The organism is Kribbella soli (genome assembly GCF_004331345.1).
In the GTDB taxonomy this organism is placed as follows: domain Bacteria; phylum Actinomycetota; class Actinomycetes; order Propionibacteriales; family Kribbellaceae; genus Kribbella; species Kribbella soli.
The window spans coordinates 1183138-1200240 of the sequence record NZ_SJJZ01000001.1; the positions used below are offsets into that span (position 1 = coordinate 1183138).

The 17103-nt window shown below is 67.4% G+C and carries 18 protein-coding genes; 5 read left to right on the forward strand and 13 right to left on the reverse strand.

The window, feature by feature from the left end; all coding sequences use genetic code 11:
- Positions 1-8: 8 nt before the first annotated feature.
- From E0H45_RS05980 to E0H45_RS43830, 4 genes are all read right to left on the reverse strand, one after another.
- Positions 9-941 (reverse strand): ABC transporter substrate-binding protein, encoded by a 933-nt coding sequence (locus tag E0H45_RS05980; RefSeq protein WP_131335242.1) that lies wholly within the window; start codon positions 939-941, stop codon positions 9-11.
- Positions 941-1693, reverse strand: a complete 753-nt coding sequence (locus tag E0H45_RS05985; protein WP_131335243.1) for an amino acid ABC transporter ATP-binding protein — start codon at positions 1691-1693, stop codon at positions 941-943. The genes E0H45_RS05980 and E0H45_RS05985 overlap by 1 nt, the downstream gene beginning before the upstream one ends.
- Positions 1690-2583, reverse strand: a complete 894-nt coding sequence (locus E0H45_RS05990; RefSeq protein WP_131335244.1) for an amino acid ABC transporter permease — start codon at positions 2581-2583, stop codon at positions 1690-1692. Before E0H45_RS05990 ends, E0H45_RS05985 begins: the two co-directional genes overlap by 4 nt.
- Positions 2584-2696: 113 nt before the next feature.
- The gene (locus tag E0H45_RS43830) at positions 2697-2771 is read right to left on the reverse strand and encodes a putative leader peptide (protein WP_355483003.1); all 75 of its coding nucleotides are present in this window, start codon (positions 2769-2771) and stop codon (positions 2697-2699) included.
- Positions 2772-3196: 425 nt separating this feature from the next.
- Here E0H45_RS43830 and E0H45_RS05995 point away from each other — a divergent pair, with 425 nt between their 5' ends.
- Both E0H45_RS05995 and E0H45_RS06000 read left to right on the forward strand, forming a co-directional pair.
- Positions 3197-4048, forward strand: a complete 852-nt coding sequence (locus tag E0H45_RS05995; RefSeq protein ID WP_131335245.1) for a M23 family metallopeptidase — start codon at positions 3197-3199, stop codon at positions 4046-4048.
- Positions 4049-4090: 42 nt separating this feature from the next.
- Positions 4091-4777, forward strand: a complete 687-nt coding sequence (locus E0H45_RS06000) for a hypothetical protein (RefSeq protein WP_131335246.1) — start codon at positions 4091-4093, stop codon at positions 4775-4777.
- Here E0H45_RS06000 and E0H45_RS06005 read toward each other — a convergent pair.
- The gene (locus E0H45_RS06005) at positions 4774-5283 is read right to left on the reverse strand and encodes a GNAT family N-acetyltransferase (protein WP_131335247.1); all 510 of its coding nucleotides are present in this window, start codon (positions 5281-5283) and stop codon (positions 4774-4776) included. The two genes, E0H45_RS06000 and E0H45_RS06005, sit on opposite strands and share 4 nt — an antisense overlap.
- 121 nt (positions 5284-5404) lie before the next feature.
- Here E0H45_RS06005 and E0H45_RS06010 point away from each other — a divergent pair, with 121 nt between their 5' ends.
- Positions 5405-6016 (forward strand): M15 family metallopeptidase, encoded by a 612-nt coding sequence (locus E0H45_RS06010; RefSeq protein ID WP_131335248.1) that lies wholly within the window; start codon positions 5405-5407, stop codon positions 6014-6016.
- Here E0H45_RS06010 and E0H45_RS06015 read toward each other — a convergent pair.
- On the reverse strand, positions 6013-7407 hold the full coding sequence (locus E0H45_RS06015) for a hypothetical protein (RefSeq protein ID WP_131335249.1): 1395 nt from the start codon (positions 7405-7407) through the stop codon (positions 6013-6015). The genes E0H45_RS06010 and E0H45_RS06015 overlap by 4 nt on opposite strands.
- A 43-nt stretch (positions 7408-7450) precedes the next feature.
- On the reverse strand, positions 7451-7972 hold the full coding sequence (locus E0H45_RS06020; RefSeq protein ID WP_131335250.1) for a GNAT family N-acetyltransferase: 522 nt from the start codon (positions 7970-7972) through the stop codon (positions 7451-7453).
- A gap of 42 nt (positions 7973-8014) precedes the next feature.
- Here E0H45_RS06020 and E0H45_RS06025 point away from each other — a divergent pair, with 42 nt between their 5' ends.
- Positions 8015-8575 carry a helix-turn-helix domain-containing protein gene (locus E0H45_RS06025; protein WP_238154977.1) on the forward strand — a complete coding sequence of 187 codons (561 nt, stop codon included), beginning with the start codon at positions 8015-8017 and terminating at the stop codon, positions 8573-8575.
- Here E0H45_RS06025 and E0H45_RS06030 read toward each other — a convergent pair.
- Complete coding sequence (locus E0H45_RS06030; protein WP_131335252.1) at positions 8542-10053, reverse strand: FAD-dependent monooxygenase; 1512 nt, start codon at positions 10051-10053, stop codon at positions 8542-8544. The genes E0H45_RS06025 and E0H45_RS06030 overlap by 34 nt on opposite strands.
- A gap of 78 nt (positions 10054-10131) precedes the next feature.
- Positions 10132-10740: a TetR/AcrR family transcriptional regulator gene (locus tag E0H45_RS06035; RefSeq protein ID WP_131335253.1), complete on the reverse strand. Its 609-nt coding sequence runs from the start codon at positions 10738-10740 to the stop codon at positions 10132-10134.
- A 220-nt stretch (positions 10741-10960) separates the two neighbouring features.
- Between E0H45_RS06035 and E0H45_RS06040 the strand changes: the two genes are divergently transcribed.
- The gene (locus tag E0H45_RS06040) at positions 10961-12169 is read left to right on the forward strand and encodes a TerC/Alx family metal homeostasis membrane protein (RefSeq protein ID WP_131335254.1); all 1209 of its coding nucleotides are present in this window, start codon (positions 10961-10963) and stop codon (positions 12167-12169) included.
- On the opposite strand, the gene E0H45_RS06045 is transcribed toward E0H45_RS06040, so the two are convergent.
- The 4 genes from E0H45_RS06045 to E0H45_RS06060 are packed head-to-tail and all read right to left on the reverse strand — an operon-like array spanning position 12159 to position 17039.
- Positions 12159-12989, reverse strand: a complete 831-nt coding sequence (locus E0H45_RS06045; RefSeq protein ID WP_131335255.1) for a carbohydrate ABC transporter permease — start codon at positions 12987-12989, stop codon at positions 12159-12161. The genes E0H45_RS06040 and E0H45_RS06045 overlap by 11 nt on opposite strands.
- 2 nt (positions 12990-12991) lie before the next feature.
- The gene (locus tag E0H45_RS06050; protein WP_131335256.1) at positions 12992-13873 is read right to left on the reverse strand and encodes a carbohydrate ABC transporter permease; all 882 of its coding nucleotides are present in this window, start codon (positions 13871-13873) and stop codon (positions 12992-12994) included.
- Positions 13870-15234, reverse strand: coding sequence for an extracellular solute-binding protein (locus tag E0H45_RS06055; protein WP_131335257.1), 1365 nt, complete (start codon positions 15232-15234; stop codon positions 13870-13872). Before E0H45_RS06055 ends, E0H45_RS06050 begins: the two co-directional genes overlap by 4 nt.
- Entirely contained in the window at positions 15183-17039 is a 1857-nt protein-coding gene (locus tag E0H45_RS06060) for a glycoside hydrolase family 127 protein (RefSeq protein WP_131335258.1), read from the reverse strand. Before E0H45_RS06060 ends, E0H45_RS06055 begins: the two co-directional genes overlap by 52 nt.
- Between the last annotated feature and the right edge of the window lie 64 nt (positions 17040-17103).

Genomic DNA, 17103 nt, shown 5'->3' on the forward strand with positions numbered 1-17103 from the left:
AGCTGTCCTCAGCTCGTCAGGGGAAGGCCGGGCGGATTGATCTCGGACTTGCCGACCGCCTCGGTCGACACGTTCCAGCGCTCCAGGACCTTGGCGTAACTGCCGTCCGCGATCACGCCGTTGATCGCCGCCTGGTAGGCCTTCACCAGGCCGCTGTCCTTCTTTGTGGTGGCCGCGATCAGGCCCTGCAGCGTCGGCCCGGCGCCGGAGAACTTGCCGATCGTCTCGGTCTCGCCGGACGTCTTCACGTGGTACGCGATCGACGGGTTCGGACCGAAGTACCCGTCGATCCGCCCGGAACTCAGGGCCAGATACGTGTCGGTGTTCTTCTGGAAGTACTTGATCGTTGCCGCCGGCAACCCGGCCTTGACGTTGGCCTCGTTCCAGTCGACCAGGATCTTCTCCTGGTTCGTCCCCGAGCCGACCGCAATCGTTTTCCCGGCGATGTCCTTCCCGCCGGTCACCCGCCAGGTCCCGCCCTTCTTCGCCTCGAACGCGATGTCGTCCTTGCGGTACGTCGCGAAGTCGTACTTCTGCTTGCGCTTCTCCGTGACGGTGATGTTCGAGAAGCCCACGTCGTACTTGGCAGAGTCGAGACCGACGAACAGGTTCTCCCAGCTGGTGACCTCGATTTCCGGCTGCAGCCCGAGCGCCTGCGCGACCAGATAGGCGATGTCCACCTCCAGCCCGATCGGCGTCTTGTTGTCGTCGGCGTAGAAGCCGAGCGGCACACTGCCGCTGCCGAAGCCGGCTCCGACGACCAACGTGCCGCGGTCGCGGACCTTCGCCGGCAGCAACGCGGCCGCAGCCTCATTGCGAGTGGTGGTGACCCGGTTCTGCTCGGCGGAGGTGTTGACCCCGGTGTCCGAGGCCGCGGTGGCCTGCGCGCCACAACCGGCCAGCGTGAGCAGTGCAAGGGACAGGACAAGAAGTCGTTTCATCACAGCACCTTCGAGATGAACGCACGGGTGCGCTCGTGGACGGGGTTGTCGAGCACTTCCTTCGGAGGACCTGACTCGACGATCCGGCCGTCGTCGATGAAGACGACCGTGTCGGCGATCTCCCGGGCGAATCCGATTTCGTGGGTGACGACGACCATCGTGGAACCGTCGCGAGCAAGCTCCTTGATCACGTCGAGGACCTCGCCGACGAGTTCCGGGTCCAACGCGCTGGTGGGCTCGTCGAACAGCAGCACCTTCGGTTTCAGCGCCAGCGCGCGTGCGATCGCGACACGTTGCTGCTGACCGCCGGACAGTTGCCGCGGGTAGGCATCGGCCTTCTCACCCACGCCGACGCGCTCCAGCAGCTCCCGCGCGAACGGCTCGACCTCGCTGCGCTTGCGGCGCTGCGCCGACACCGGCGCCTCGACGACATTCTCCAGCGCGGTGAGATGCCCGAACAGGTTGAAGTTCTGGAACACGAACCCGACCTGCGACCGCTGCCGCAGGATGTCGCGCTCCCGCAGCTCGTGCAGCTTGTCGCCGCGGCGTCTGTACCCGATCAGCTCGCCGTCGATCCGGATCAGCCCGCGATCCACCTTCTCCAGATGGTTGATCGACCGCAGCAGCGTCGACTTCCCCGATCCCGACGGGCCGAGGATCACGGTGACCGCGCCGGCCTCGACCTCGAGGTCGATCCCCTTCAGTACTTCGAGATCGCCGAAGCTCTTGTGCACACCCTTCACGTCGATCATCGCGTCGTACCTCGCGCGAAGCGGCGTTCCACGTAGTACTGCACGATCGACAGCAGTGTGGTCAGGACGATGTACCAGACCGTGGCGACCATCAGCAGCGGTACGACGCGACTGTTCCGGCCGTAGATCACCTGCACCTGGTAGAAGAGCTCCGGGATCGCCATCACCGAGACGATCGAGGTGCCCTTGAACAGGCTGATCACCTCGTTCGCGCCGTTCGGCAGGATCGAGCGCATCGCCTGCGGCAGCACGATCCGGAAGAACTGCCGCCGTTTCGGAATGCCCAGCGCGGCGGCGGCCTCGGTCTGGCCGGCGTCGACGGAAATGATTCCACCGCGGATGATTTCCGCGGCGTACGCCGCCTGATGCAACGCCAGTCCCAGTACGGCGGCGCCGAGCGGACCGAACAGGTTGTTCGTACTGAAGTGCACGAACTCCGGGCCGAACGGGATGCCGAGGCTGAGCTCCTGGTACAGGTAGGCGATGTTGAACCAGAACAGCAGCTGCACAATCAACGGGATCGAGCGGAAGGCCCAGATGTAGCCCCAGGCAACTACCTGCAGGAACGGGCTGCCGGACAACCGCATCGACGCGAGGACGGCGCCGAGCACGAAGCCGAGCACCGTGCCGTACACCGTCAGCTGCACGGTCACCCAGAGCGCCGAGAAGACGGTCCGGGTGGCGAAGAACTGGAAGAACGTCGGCCAGTCCCAGCCGGGGTTGGTGGCCAGTCCGTGCACGAACATCGCGAGTAGGACGAGGACGACGCCGACGCCGACCCAGCGCCACGGATGCCGCCGGGCGACGACGGTCAGATCGGCTTCGAGCGGTACTGCGGTCGCCGGCGGTCCGGTGGTACCGGACGCGGACGTGACTGAAGTGGTGGACACGATGACACTCCCTGGCGGTGGGCAGGCTTCGCGGGCCCTGCGACGGCGGAGGGCGGCAGCGGGCAACAGGCGTCCGGAAGCGGACGCCTTGACAGGACGTGAGAAGACTCAGGTCAGCGCAGACAGAGGGCGCTGGAGACCCGGAGGAGGTCGATGTGGAGGCGGTAGTACGGCGGCTTGCGCGTCATGCCCGTCTCCTCTCGTCGGTCGTGTCATTTCAGTATGGGACGAGACTGAAAGATTAGTAAGTCGGTCGACAAAGCTCTCAATATATGGACGGCTTATACCGGCCTGGAGGGCCTGCTCGACGCCAAACGCCGGGTGATCCGCGTCACGGTGGCGGCGACTTTCTTGCCCAGCCGGTTCACGCCTGAGCATGTACCGGACGGCAGGACGCCCTCACCGAGCGTGTTCGATTTCGTTGATCTTTTCGCAATCCGTGTTTGAGGCGGCCGTGACCTCCTCGTTATGGTCATTCAGTCGCCGTACCCCCTCAACGGCAAATCGCCGCCCCTCCCCTCCCCCCTCCCCTGGAAGGCTCCCCGTGCCCACTCACCAAGACGCGCCGCAAGCAGATCGGCAGCCGTCCGGCCGTCCGGCTGCATCGCGCCGGGTGGCAAAGCACCGCTCCTCCGGCCGCAACGCGACCCGCCGTACCCAGCTGATCGGCCTGACCGCTGCATTGGCCGCGGCGGCCGGGACCACGACCGTCGGACTCAGCTCGTCCGCGACCGGTCCGGCCAACGCATCCGGAAGCACCGGCCTGAACCCCTCACAGGCCGAGGCTCTGACCGCCGCCCGGATCGACCGGCGCGACCTCGGGTCCCGGGACGCGTCCCGGATCGACCTGTCGCTCGCGGCGACCCGGAAGGCAGCGGCCGAGACCGCCGCGAAGCAGCGGGCCGCACGCTTGGCCGCGAACGCGACGCTGACGCAGCGCCGGTCGCTCGCCCTGGCCGCCGCCAAGGCAGCCGCGGCGAAGAAGGCCGCAGCGAACGCCAAGGCTCTCGCCGCCGCGAAGGAGGAAGCCCTCGCGAAGGCTGCAGCGATCAAGGCAGCCGCTGCCCCGGACATCGTGCTGCCGACCACCGGCTACCACCTGACCGCCCGCTTCAACCAGGCCGGCGGCCGCTGGGCGCACAACCACACCGGTCTCGACTTCGCGGCCCCGATGGGTACGCCGGTCCGCTCGGTGATGGCCGGTGAGGTCATCCAGGCCGACTTCGAAGGCGCCTACGGCCGCCAGGTGAAGGTGCGGCATTCCGACGGCACCGTCACGTCGTACAGCCACATGTCCGAGTTCGACGTCTCCGTCGGCGACTCGGTCGAGGCCGGCACGATGGTCGGCCGGATCGGCATGACCGGCAACACCACCGGCCCGCACGTGCACTTCGAGGTCCTCCCCGGCGGCGGCTCCCCGATCGACCCGGAGCCCTGGCTCCGCAAGCACGGCCTCAACCCGTAGATCCGCTAGCGTTCCCCCACACACTTCCAAGAGGGGGAACTCTTGAAGCTCTACAAGCCTGCCCTGGCCGCTGCCCTCCTGGCGTCAGGTCTGGTCACCACGCAACCCGCCCAAGCCACCACTCAGCAAGCCACCGCGACGTGCTCTTTCAAGGTGCCGCCGAAGCTTGCAATGACGGCGGCCTACACGCACTACGCAGTGCCGCTTGGCGCCGACTGCCCGTCGACCATGTACGGAGCTCGCTGGACCGCGACCTGGAAGAACGGTTTCAGCGAGACCGTCGACTGCCGCCAGGGCTCATGCCCCGGGGTCTCGTTGCAGACGAAGTATGTCCCGGTCGGCAAGGTCACCTGGGTGGGCGCTCCCGAAGGCGGAGTCGACCAGAACAATCAGAAGGTCGCGACCCTGCTGCCGGCCTACACGGAGGTCAGGCTCGGCTCGTCGGCGAGCGTGAACGCCGGACGGAAGGGGACGAGGACCGCGTTCCTGACGACCGTCTGGTACTTCAACCCGACGACGAACACCTATGCGCGTTGGGCCGGTCGCAAGCTCCTCCTGCAGTACCAGGAGATCGGCACGACGACCTGGAAGGGTCTCGCCTACGTCACCACGAACGTCAGCGGGCAGGCGTCGTATACCTACTACCCCGGCCGGACCCGCAGATATCGCGTGTACGTGCCGGCCTCGACGTCCGTCTGGGACTTCTACACACCAAGCATCAGCCGCTAGAGCATCTTGGCCATGTCGAGGGCGGCTATGTAGTCGCCCTCGATGAGGAACTCGTTGGGGTGGGTGCCTTCCAGCTCGTAGCCGTGGCGTTCGTACAGGCGGCGGGCGGCCGTGTTGGTGCTGTGGACGTGCAGGCTGATCTTCCGCGCGCCGCGGAGGCGGCCTTCGGCGGTGGCTGCGTCCAGGAGAGCGGAGGCGACGCCCAGACGGCGCGCTTCGTGGGCGACCGCGAGGCCGTTGATCGTCAGTACGCCGGAGCCCTCGGGGAACGGGTACTTGTCCTGCAGGCGCAAGTACCCCACCACGACGCCCTCGTGCTCCGCCACCAGATGCGCCTCCGGCCCGCTCCGGCTGAAGAACGTGTCCTGCAGGGTGTCCTGGTACGACGGGAATCCCGACGTCGCGTCCCACGCGCTCCGCTCGATCGCGAGCAACGCCGCGTCGTCCTCCTCGACGGCACGTCGTACCGTCACCTGCTGGTCGCCTGATCGGCGGTCGTCACTCACCGCACCATCCTCGCCCGCCGTGCGGGCCACCTGCCTGCGGGGTCAGGTTCCGGGGACGGTATCGAAAACGTATCGGAAATCGCAGACGCTGCTGCAACATCGCCTTGGATGAACTGTCGGCATGCTGACCAATCACCTGAGGCGCGACCGTCGGCCCGCCGTACCCGGCCGCCTGGCGATCGTTGCCGCCGTCATCAGTCTGGCGCTGACCTCGTGTACAGCGGTTTCCGCGCAGGACTCGGCACCGTCCAGCACCGGATCCGACCGGTCATCGAAGTCCGGCTCGACCCGGAGCGGACCGCCCGGCGCGGCGGACGGCGTACTGCCGGACCACACGTCGGCGTACAACACCAGCCTGCCCGGGGTCACGAAGCTCGATCCCGCCCTCCGCGAGGCCGTCCAGAAGGCCGAGACCGGGATGAAGGCGGACGGGATCAAGATGCAGGTGACGACGGGCTGGCGCAGCAAGAAGTACCAGGAAGAGCTGATGGAGAAGGCGATCCGCAAGTACGGCAGCAAGAAGAAGGCCAAGGAGTACGTCGCCGACCCGGACGAATCGCACCACGTCACGGGCAACGCCGTCGACATCGGCCCCACCGACGCCGACTACTGGCTGATCCGCCACGGCAGCCGCTACGGCCTCTGCCAAACCCTCTCCAACGAGATCTGGCACTTCGAACTGGTCACCACCCCGGGCGGAACCTGCCCACCCATGACCGACCCGAGAGGTTAGAGGTTGGCGACGACGGTTTTGGCCAGCGGAAGGATGTCAGGACCACGGACCGGGCCATGGGTGAGCGTCAGAGTGAGCAGGGTCTTGTCGGTCGGCGCCACGCGGATGGTGGTGTAGGTGGGCTTGTCGGTGCGGTCGGCAGGACGATCGGCCAGCGTGAAGCTGGTCGGAGATCCGTTGAGCGCCTGACGCGAGTTGGTGAGGGTGAGTTCGACCCTCAGTTCCAGGACGTGGGTCGGTTCGACGAAGGTGCACGGGATCGGACCTTCGCGGGTGCCGACGTACACGGGACGGAAAGTCGTTCCGACGTGTTTCCCGACGGCGGCGACTGCGAGGGCGCAGTTGACGTGCGGATCGGCCGCTGCCTGGCGGGCGATCTCGTCCGCGCCCTTGGGGAGGTCAACCGGGTGGTACGGCTCGCAGTCGCGCGGGTGCCGGAGGTCGTCGCAACCGCCCGGGTACGGCGAGTCGGGCTGGTCGGCGCGCAGCGTGAGAGCACCGCTGATGACCGGGGCGCTGGGTGCTGGACTGTTCATGACCGTGGCGGTCGTGGTCGCCAAGGCAGTGGCGCGGTCGCAGGTGGCAGCGTGCACCTTGCCGGTCAGCCTCATGGCAGGGTTGCCGCCCGGCCCGACCGGACCTTGCTCCCAGAAGACCTCACAATCGTCGTCGTAAGAGCGAAGTCTCGCCGGCTTTCCGGCGATCCGGAACGGATCTTTCCCGTCCGGAGGCACGCTGTAATCCAGACTCAGCCGCTCGTCGGTGGTCTTCGCCGCGCAGACGCCGAAGCTCCTTCGCTCCAGTTCGCTCCCGCCGCCGAGCGCCCGCGACAACGCCGAGCAGGCGTCCCACCGTGCAGCCGGCTGGAGTCGTGGGCCGGCGAGGACGGGGACGGCCGCAGTCCCCGAGGCGCGGGCGACCGCACACGCGTCCGCGGACGCGCGCTTGTCGGTCACACCGATCACCACTGCTTGGGTGAAGCTCACCGGGAGCACGAGCGCGCAATGATTCCGGTCCGTCGGCGACAGATATCCGTGCACACCGGCAATGGCGACGGGTTGCTGGCTGAAGCGAGTCTGGTGCGTGCTGGTCTCGCCGAGGTCGGCGAAGACCGACAGTTCATCGTTCGAGCGGGCGCACATGGACAGCGAGTTCAGCGGTTCCAGTGTTGTCGCCGGCAGGGACGCGACCGCTGGGAGGAGATCGCACGGGTTGAGCCGGTTGAGCGTGTTGACGACCGCGGCCTGGTCACGGTCGGGATTCTGGGGCACCGCCGGATGTGTTGCCTTCGGCAAGGGGCTCGCGCCGCCCGAACCCTGCTCCGCACCGCAGGAGATGGAGGCCAGTAGTAGCCCGCAGAGCGAAACCGTCGCCAGCGCTCGTTTCATCACCCGGCAAAGGCTAGGTCCCTACCGGCTCACCGGCCTGGACCACTCAGACCGGTTCTTCGGGGGGATCGGGGAGTTTGGCGAGGGGGCGTTGGGACCAGGCGACATCGTGCCAGGCGTCGAGTTTCCAGCCGATGTTGCGGTAGGTGCCGATCGGGTCGAAGCCGAGGGATTTGTGCAGCGCTTCGCTGGCGGGGTTGGGCAGCGTCACGCCGGCGACGGCGGTGCGGAAACCGCGTTCGGACAGGCGGTCGAACAGGGCGTTGTAGAGCGTTCGGCCGGCGCCGGTGCGATGGTGGCTGGGGGCAACATAGACACTGACCTCACAGGACCAGCGGTACGCCGGGCGCGGCTTCATCGGGCCGCCGTACGCGTATCCGACGACCTGGTCGTCGTCCTCGAGAACCAGCCACGCATGGGTGGACTGGGCCTTGGTGATCCGCTCGGCCATCTCGTCGGCCGTCGGCGGATCGAGCTCGAACGTGATCGCAGTACCGGCGACATAGGGCGCGTAGATCGCCACACAGGCTTCGGCGTCCGCAGCCGAAGCGTCTCTGACCTGAACCATGACACGATAGTAGCCACAACTGCCGCTATAGTGGCAAGCGTGATGGATGATCTGTCTCGATCCTTGGCCGCGACCGTGCAGCAGGCGCGGGTTGCGCAGGACCTGTCCGTGAACGCTCTCGCCGAGCGGTCGGGGGTTTCGCGCGCGATGATCGGGAAGATCGAGCGGGGCGAGGCGCAGCCCACCGCCGTACTGCTGGGGAAGCTGTCCGGTGCGCTCGGCATGACGTTGTCCGAGCTGGTCGCCCGTGCGGAGAACACGGGCGAGTTGCTCCGTCGAGCGGACGACCAGCCGGTCTGGACCGATCCGGTCACCGGGTACCGCCGGCGCGCGGTGTCCCCGGTGACCGACGGGCCACTGGAACTGGTGGAGGTGGAGCTACCTCCGGGAGCATCGGTCTCATACCCGGCCGACGCCTACATCTTCAAGTATCAGCAGTTGTGGATCCTCGACGGACGCCTGCGCTTTCACGAAGGGTCACAGGTCCACGAACTGCACGCCGGCGACTGCCTGCAACTCGGCCCACCGCTACCGACGACCTTCCACAATCCGGGTACGTCGGCGTGCCGCTACCTTGTCGCGCTGGTCAAGGGGCGCGGCTGAAACCACTGCGCCACGGCGTCACGCAGACCTTCCCGTTCCGCGGCTCCGTCCTCCTCGGCGGCCCAGGCGACGTAGCCGTCCGGCCTGATCAGCAAGGCGATCGGAGTCTCACCCCGGCCGGTGACCACCTCGATGGGATCCGACACGAGGTCGGCGAACGAGGCGTCAGGCGTGAGGTCGACGAGGAGTGGGCGGGCGGACCGCATCAGCTCAGCCAGCCGCACCGAGCCGATCGTCAGATCCGGCGCCCATCGGCCTACCAGGGGGTTCGAACCTTCGTGGTACTTGATGTCCGCGCCGGAAATCAGTTCCGCAATTCGCTGCACGTTCCGCGGATCGGTCAGAAACTCTCCGAACAGTTTCCGCAACGCCGTCACGTCGGCGCCCGGCGCGATCAATGCGGACTGCGACTGGGTCTGCATCACGACCCGCTCCCCCACCGGCCGACGCTCGGACTCGTACGTGTCGAGCAGTCCCGCCGGCGCCCGGCCCTGCACCTCGGCCGCCAGTTTCCACCCGAGATTGACCGCATCCTGCAGCCCGAGGTTCAGTCCCGGCCCGCCGATCGCGGAGTGCACATGCGCGGCGTCGCCGACCAGCAACACCCGTCCGGAACGGAAACTCGACGCCAGCCGGCTGTTTCCCCCGACCACCCGCCGGAGCTGCCGGACCCCCTCACCCGTTGGCTCGACCAACGGCAGATGGACGCCGAGCACCCGGTCGGCGCTCTCCTGCAACTCCTGGAAGCTCATCTCGACGTCCGGCGGCGTGTCCCACTCTCCCGTGCTGATCGCGGGCAGCCGATTCGGAAACGGCGCCCAGACGAACATTCCACGTTCCGTCCGCTGGTGCAGGAACGGCGGCACGACGCCGTACCCCGGGATCTTCAGCAGCCCGTCCTCGAGGTACTCGGGCGGCACCGCGGCGCTTCCGGTCCGGGACACCATCGAGTCGTTGGTGACGCCGGGAAAGTCGATTCCGGCCAGTTTCCGCGTCTGGCTGCGCCCGCCGTCGGCCCCGACCAGATAGCCGGCCCGCAGTTGGTACTCCCCGTCCGGCCCGGCCAGAGACACCGTGACGCCGTCCGCGTCCTGCGTGAACCCGGTCAGCTCATGACCACGCCGGATCTCGACGCCGAGTTCCAGTGCCCGCTCCTGCAGCACCTCTTCGATGCGTACCTGCGGAACCTGCAGCAGATAGACGGGATTCTCCTCGAGTACGTGGAGCGGCAACGGCATCGCGCCGAACACGAATCCAGGAGCCGGCTGCGGCGGACCCGGCGTACCGCTCAACCGCTCGTACAGTCCGCGCCGGTCGAGCATTCTGATGACCTGGCCGACCAGGCCGTTGGCGCGCGGCACCGTGCTGCGCTCCGGGAGTTTCTCCAGCACGATCGGCCGGACTCCGGCCAAGCGGAGTTCACTGGCGAGCATGAGGCCGTTCGGTCCGGCCCCGGCGATGACAACTTCTGCGTCCATGACGTTCCTCCACTTAGGCGTGACTGACCGCCCCGGCGACTCACCGGGGTCGAGTAGCTCTGTTGGTTGTCCGGGCTGTTATTCGGGGACGGGCAGGCCGGCTTCGACCTGGTCGAGCGCCGACGACAGCAGGTCGGCGATCGAGCGCGGCGGATCGGCCCGCAGCCACTCCGCCGTCACGACCGCGCGGGTCGCGCCGATCACCTCGGCGACCAGCCGCGGATACATCCCCGAGGTCCCGGTCCGGTCGGCGACCGCGGCCGCCAGTTCCTCACCGACGCGGGCGTAGGCGCGCGCGACCGCGCCCTGGAGTGCCGGCTCGCTCATCATCAACCGGATTCCGGTGAGCCATTGCTCGTCCGGTGGCCGCCGGCTGCCATGGCCTTCCTCGCCGAGGGCGAAGTGCTTCTCGATCGCCGCCCGGACCGCGACCCACAACGGCTCGTCGGCCGGCCGCGCCCGGAGCTCCTCGGCGATCCGCAGGCTGCGATCCACCTCGCGCGCGGCGATCGCATCGGCCTTGCTGTCGAAGTAGTTGCGGAACGTCCGCAGCGAGACACCGGCCTCGGCGGCGATGTCCTCGATCCGCACGTTGCCGTACCCGCGCTCGACGGCGAGCCGGACCGCCGCCCAGCTCAACGCGATCCGCGTCTCCTGCTTCTTCCGCTCCCGCAATCCGTCGGCCATGTCTCGACCGTAACAGAAGTTGCCTAAAGAGCAAAGATGCCTTTTAGGCAATTTCTTCCGACCTGGCAGAACTGAGAGTCGGACCATGGTTGGGTTAGCCCATGACGGTGTTGAATGCCGCGCTGCCGCGCGGCGGGTCATGGGGCTCTAACTCCCGACCTTCCCTCGTCGCTCCGGTCGCTTCGCTCCCTCCGCTCCTCAGTCCAGGCCGGGAGGCCCCATGACCGTGTCCCCGCTGGTGTGGGTGCTGACGCTGCTGGCGATCGTCGGCCTGCTGCTGTTCGACTACTTCTTCCATGTGCGATCGGCCCACGTCCCGACCCTTCGCGAGGCCGCCGTCTGGTCCGCGCTGTACGTCGGGATCGCGGTGCTGTTCGGACTCGGAACACTCGTCCTCGGCGGCGGCGACATGGGCTCGGAGTACTTCGCCGGGTACATCACGGAGAAGGCGCTGTCGGTCGACAACCTGTTCGTGTTCCTGATCATCATGACCGGCTTCCGGGTGCCCAGGGAGAACCAGCAGAAGGTCCTGCTGGTCGGGATCGTGGTCAGCCTGATCGCCCGGGCCGGGTTCATCTTCATCGGCTCCGCGTTGCTGAACACGTTTTCCTGGGTGTTCTACCTGTTCGGGATCGCGCTCCTGCTGACCGCCGGAAACATGCTCAAGCCGGAGACCGAGGAGTCACACCAGGCGCAGAACCTGGTCGTCCGGCTGAGCCGCCGGCTGTTCCGGACCTCGGAGGAGTACGACTCGGACCGGCTGACAACGGTCGTCGACGGGCACCGGATGCTCACGCCGATGCTGCTGGTGATGGTCGCGATCGGCGCCACCGACCTGATGTTCGCGCTCGACTCGATCCCGGCGATCTTCGGCCTCACGCAGAACGTGTTCGTCGTGTTCACCGCGACCGCGTTCAGCCTGCTCGGCCTGCGGCAACTGTTCTTCCTGCTCGACGGGCTGCTGGACCGGCTGATCTACCTGTCCTTCGGGCTCGCCGCGATCCTCGCGTTCATCGGCGCCAAGCTGATCCTGCACGCGCTGCACGAGAACAACCTGCCGTTCGTGAACGGTGGCGACCACGTCGAGGTGGTGGAGATCAGCACCGGTCTGTCCCTGGTCGTGATCCTGGCCGTGCTGGTGATCACGATCTTCGCGTCCCTGTTCAGCACCCGGGGGCGGACGCAGACCGCGATGGCCCACATCCGCCGCGACGCGACGGCGTACCTCGATCCGGAGTACACCGAGGACCCGGCGGAGCGGGAGCGGGTGTTCCAGCGGTTGCTGCGGGCCCGCGACCACATCACCGAACTCGGCCCGAAGGCCAAGCAGCAGGTGTGGAACGAGGAGGATCTGATGGCCCTGTGCCGCGAGGTCGGCGAGGCGCACGCCGCCGCCCACGCCGACCACGAGATCCGCCCTAGCCTTTGACGGCCCCGGATGCGAGACCGCTGACGTAGAACCGCTGCAGCCCCACGTACAGCACCACGCACGGGATCATCGCGATCACCGATCCCGCGACCAGCGATCCGAAGTTGATCTCGCCGTACGCGCCGGCCTGGACGTTCACGAGCGCGACCGGCAGCGTGTAGAGCTCGTCCTTGGTCAGGAAGGTGAGCGCACCGAGGAACTCCGTCCAGGCCGCCAGGAACGCATAGAGGGCGACGGTCGCGGCGCCCGGCGTGATCAGCGGGCGCAGGACGGAACCGAGCATCCGGAACGTTCCGCAACCGTCGACATGCGCCGAGTCCTCCAGCTCCACCGGCACCGACGCGAACGAGTTCCGCATCACGAACACCCCGAACGGCAGGTTGACCGTGGTGTAGAACAGCACCAGTCCGAGCAGGCTGTCCGTCAGCCGCAGGACGTTCATCTCCAGGTACAGCGGCGTCAGGATCGCCTGGAACGGGATCATCATCGACACCACCACGAGCGCGAACAGCAGCGGCCCGCCGCGGAATCGGAAGCGTGCGAACCCGTACCCGGCGAAGGTGGCAAGCAGGGCCGTCAGTACGGCGGTGCTGACGGCGACGATCAGGCTGTTTCCGACCGCCCGGACCAGGTTTCCGGGACCCTCGATCAGTGTCCGGAAGTTGTCCCAGGTCAGGTCGAAGAACGTTTTCCCGTCCGGAGCCGCGACGATCACGTCGTTCGGCTGCACCGAGCGGAAGAGTGCCCACAGCAACGGTACGGCGAAGACCAGGAACGCGCCGCCACCGCCGATCACGTAAAACGTGTTCTTGAGTCGCATCGTCAGTCCTTCTCCCGGAGCAGGCGGAACTGGGCCGCGGTGACGAGGCCGACCACGATCACCAGCACGATCGACAGCGCGGTCGCGGCGCCGAGCTGCAGCTGGACGAAGGCCCGGTTGTAGATGTACTGGACCACCGTCGTGGTGTCGGTTCCCGGACCGCCGCGGGTGAGGATGTAGAACTGCGAGAACGCGAGCAGCGAGCCGATCACCGAGATGATCACCGCCATCGCGATCGTCCGCCGCAGGATCGGGATCGTGATCTCCCACTCCTGTTTCCACCAGCCCGCGCCGTCCAGCTCGGCGGACTCGTAGTACTCCCGCGGGATCGCCTGCATGCCGGCCATCAGCAGCATCATCGTGAGCCCGCTGACCGCCCAGATCACCAGCACGCAGATCAGTCCGGTGGCGAGCGGCCCGTCCACCAGCCAGGCCGTCGTACCGTCGGTGATGCCGAGCTTGCGGAGCACGATGTTGATCACGCCGCTCTCCGGCTGCGCCTCCAGGACGGTGACGAAGCTGAGCGTGGACAGTCCGACGACGAACGGCAGGAAGAAGACCGTTCGCAGCACCGTGGAGCCGCGGCGTTTCCGGCGTACCAGGACCGCGAGCGCATAGCCGAGCACCAGGATCGGCCCGGTCACGATGACCGTGTAGAGCAGGGTGTAGAGGACGGACTTGGCGAACGCGGCGTCGGACACGATCGCGGTGTAGTTCTTCAGCCCACTGAACTTCACCGTGCCGATCAACGGCCAGTTGGTCAGCGAGATCACCAGCGCGAACCCGAGCGGGATCAGGACGAAGACCCCGACGAACAGTACGGCGGGACTCACCAGGAGCAGCCCCGTGCGGCCAGGATGTGTGAGCGAACGTGGCGTGCTCATGCCTGCCCCTGTTTCAGAATGCGGTCGTAGTTCTGCTGTGCTTCCTTCATGGCGGCCTCCAGCTCGCCGTCGAACACGGCGCGGCGGAACATCTGCAGCCACGGCCCGTCCGGCTGGTTGTAGAGGAGGTTGTAGGAAAGCGTTGTCGGCGCGTACCCCTCCTGGATGCGTTCCAGCGGCAGCGTCGCCAACGGATACTTCTTCGCGAACTCCGCGGTCCGCGCGTCGGACCGCACCGGCGTGTACCCACCGGCCGGCAGATCGATCTGTTGCGGCAGGTCCAGCGCGAACCGCACGAACTCCCACGCCCCCGATGCATTGCGCGCGCCGCGTGGGATACACATGTTGTCGCCGCCGTCGAAGAACGCCGCACCGCCGTCGGGCCCGGAGAGCAACCGCGGCGCCACCTTCTGGTGGAACGCCTCGTCGGACGCGGACACGACCACGCTGTAGTTGGACGGGAAGATGCCGATCTTGCCGGCCCGGAAATCGCTCCCCCAACGGGACGCGTCGTCGGAGAAGTTCGCCCGCGGCACCAGGCCGTCGACCCACAGCTGACGATGCAGCTCGAGCATCTGCTGAACGACATCGTTTCCGACGATGTGTCCGGACTGCTCGCCGATCGTGCCCTGGATCAGATCGGTGTCCGCCGCCCAGATCATCGGCTGTACGACGAAACCGAGTGCTCCCGGACTGTTCGCCGGGAAACTCCACGCATAGATGTCGTCGCCGAGTTTCCGAAACTTCCGGGCTGCTGCCAGCAGATTGTCGAACGACTTGATCGCCTCGTCCGGATCGACGTCGGCCCGGTCGCACAGCTCGGTGTTGAACCAGAACATCGAGTTGTCCGCGAGGTACGGAACGCCGTACGCCCGGTCGTTCTTCGTCGCCAGCCGGAGATGGCCGGGGCTGAGTTTGTCCCGGAAGTCCAGCGCGGCGAGCGGGTCGGTCAGGTCGGTGAACGCGTCGCGGTAGATGAACAGCATCGAGTTGATGTCGTCGATGTCGACCAGGTCCGGCACCGTCCGGCCGCGGATCGCGGTCGCCAGCTTGGTCACGTACTGGGCGTCCAGGACCGGTGTCAGCTCGACGGTGAGCCGGTTCTGGGACGCGTTGAACTTCTTCACCAGGTCGGTCAGACCGGTCTGCGTCGCCGCCCGGCACCACACCTGCACGGTGCCGGTGGCGTCCTGCCCGAAACCCGCCGCCTGGACGTCGGGTTCGGGCAGGACCGAGCTACAGCCCGGGAACAGACCGGCCGTGGTCGCCGCGGCGCCTACGCCGAGGAACTTCCGCCGGGTGAGCATCGTCAGGCCCGGGGCAGCCAGACGCGCATGGCACCGATCTCGCGGTTCGCCCATGCGTAGTACGGGATCGCCGTCACCTCGACCTCGTCTCCGGTGGAGTCCTCCGCATCGCCGGTGAACGGCCAGCCCTCGCGATGCCCGGTGCCGGTACGTCCCCGGGCCGACAGGACCGTGACCCCGTCGAGCAGTTCCGAGTCCTGCGCGACAGGTGCCTCAGGCAACAGATGGAGGTCGTCGACGTTCGCGGTGTTGTCCACCTGCTCGACGGCGTACACCAGCGGTCCCCGCTCGATGGCGACACAGCCGCGGACAGCATCGATCCGCGGGTCCGCACCGACCAGGCGCGGCGTGAGCGGCAGCTGCAGGTCGATGTCGGCGGCCTCGACCCGGGCGTATCCACCAGCCTCCACCGGCTGCCCGTTCACCGTCGCGCCATCGGCCCACCCCGGAATGCGCAGCTCAACCGCCACCGGCGTCGCGCTGGTGATGCGGACCGAGCCGTCCCACGGGTAGTTGGTGTCGACGGTCAGCTCGACGTCGCCGGACGTGATGACACCGGCGGCGTACTGGTGGATCTGGACGGCGTCGTCGGTGGTCGTCGCGAGGTAGCCGTCGAGACTCGACAGGGTGCGCATGATGTTCGGCGGACAGCACGCGCAGTCGAACCAGCCACGCCGTCCGTGCGCCGGGCTCCGGCCGGTGTCCGGGTACGCCGATCCGCGCAGCTGCAACGGGTTGACGTAGAAGTACTCGGTCCCGGTCAGCGAAACGCCGGCAAGGAAACCGTTGTACAGCATCCGCTCGATCGCATCGCCGTACGCCGCCTCGCCGGTCGCGAGCAGCATCCGCCATGCCCACTGGATTCCGCCGATCGCGGCACACGTTTCCGCGTACGCACGATCCGGCGGCAGCTCGTACTCGTCGCCGAACGCCTCGCCCTCCCAGCGCGCACCCAGCCCGCCGGTGACGTACGTCTTCGTGGACCACATGTGGTCGAACTGCGACTTCAGGGAATCCAGCAGCTCGGAGTCGCCGGTCTCCAGCGCGACGTCGGCCGCACCGGCGGCGAGGTAGACCGCGCGGACCGAGTGCCCCTCGACCGAGGTCGCCTCGCGGACCGGGACCCGGTCGGAGAAGTACGCCGGCGAGTGCCCGTGCCGCTCGATGATCCCGTGCCCACGAGCCTCGACGAACCATTTCGCGAGATCCAGGTACGCCGTCGTACCGGTTTCTCGATAGAGCTCGACGAGGGCCATCTCGATGACCGGGTGGCCGTCGACGTCGACGGTCTTGTCGTCGCCGAACGTCGCCACCAGGTGGTCGGCCAGCTTGGTCGCGACATCGAGCAGCGCCCGGTCGCCGGTGCAGCGGACCTGGGCGACCGCGGCCTGGATCAGGTGGCCGGCGCAGTAGTGCTCGTGACTCCAGACGAGTTGCTGGTAGCGGCCCTCATCGCCGTACCGGAGCTGGACGACCGAGTCGAGATAGCCGTCCTCGCGTTGGGCGGCCGCGACGACCGCAGTCAGATCGCGGATGCGCTGCAGCAGGTCGTCGTCGGGGTTGCGTCCGTACTCCCACGCCGCGGCCTCGAGCCATTTGTAGACGTCGGAGTCGGCGAACACCGGGCCGATCGCCTCGCCTTCGCCGAGGCCGGCCGCGAGGCGGAGGTTCTGCAGGTTTCCGGCCTTCTCGAGCTGGTCCTGGCCGCTCGGGATCGCGTCCGCGCCGTTGCGGGCCTGCCGCGGCGCCCAGAAGCCGCCGGTGATCGTGGCCTGGCCGAGTCCGAGGGGGTGCCGGCGGCCCTTCGTGGTGGCCGCCGGGCTGCGGGAAGTAGTGACAGTTTCCGGGGAAGCGCTCATCTGCCGTGACTCCTGAGTTAGGAAAATCCGGAACACGTTTTCCTGGACGAAGGTAGAGAGCCTG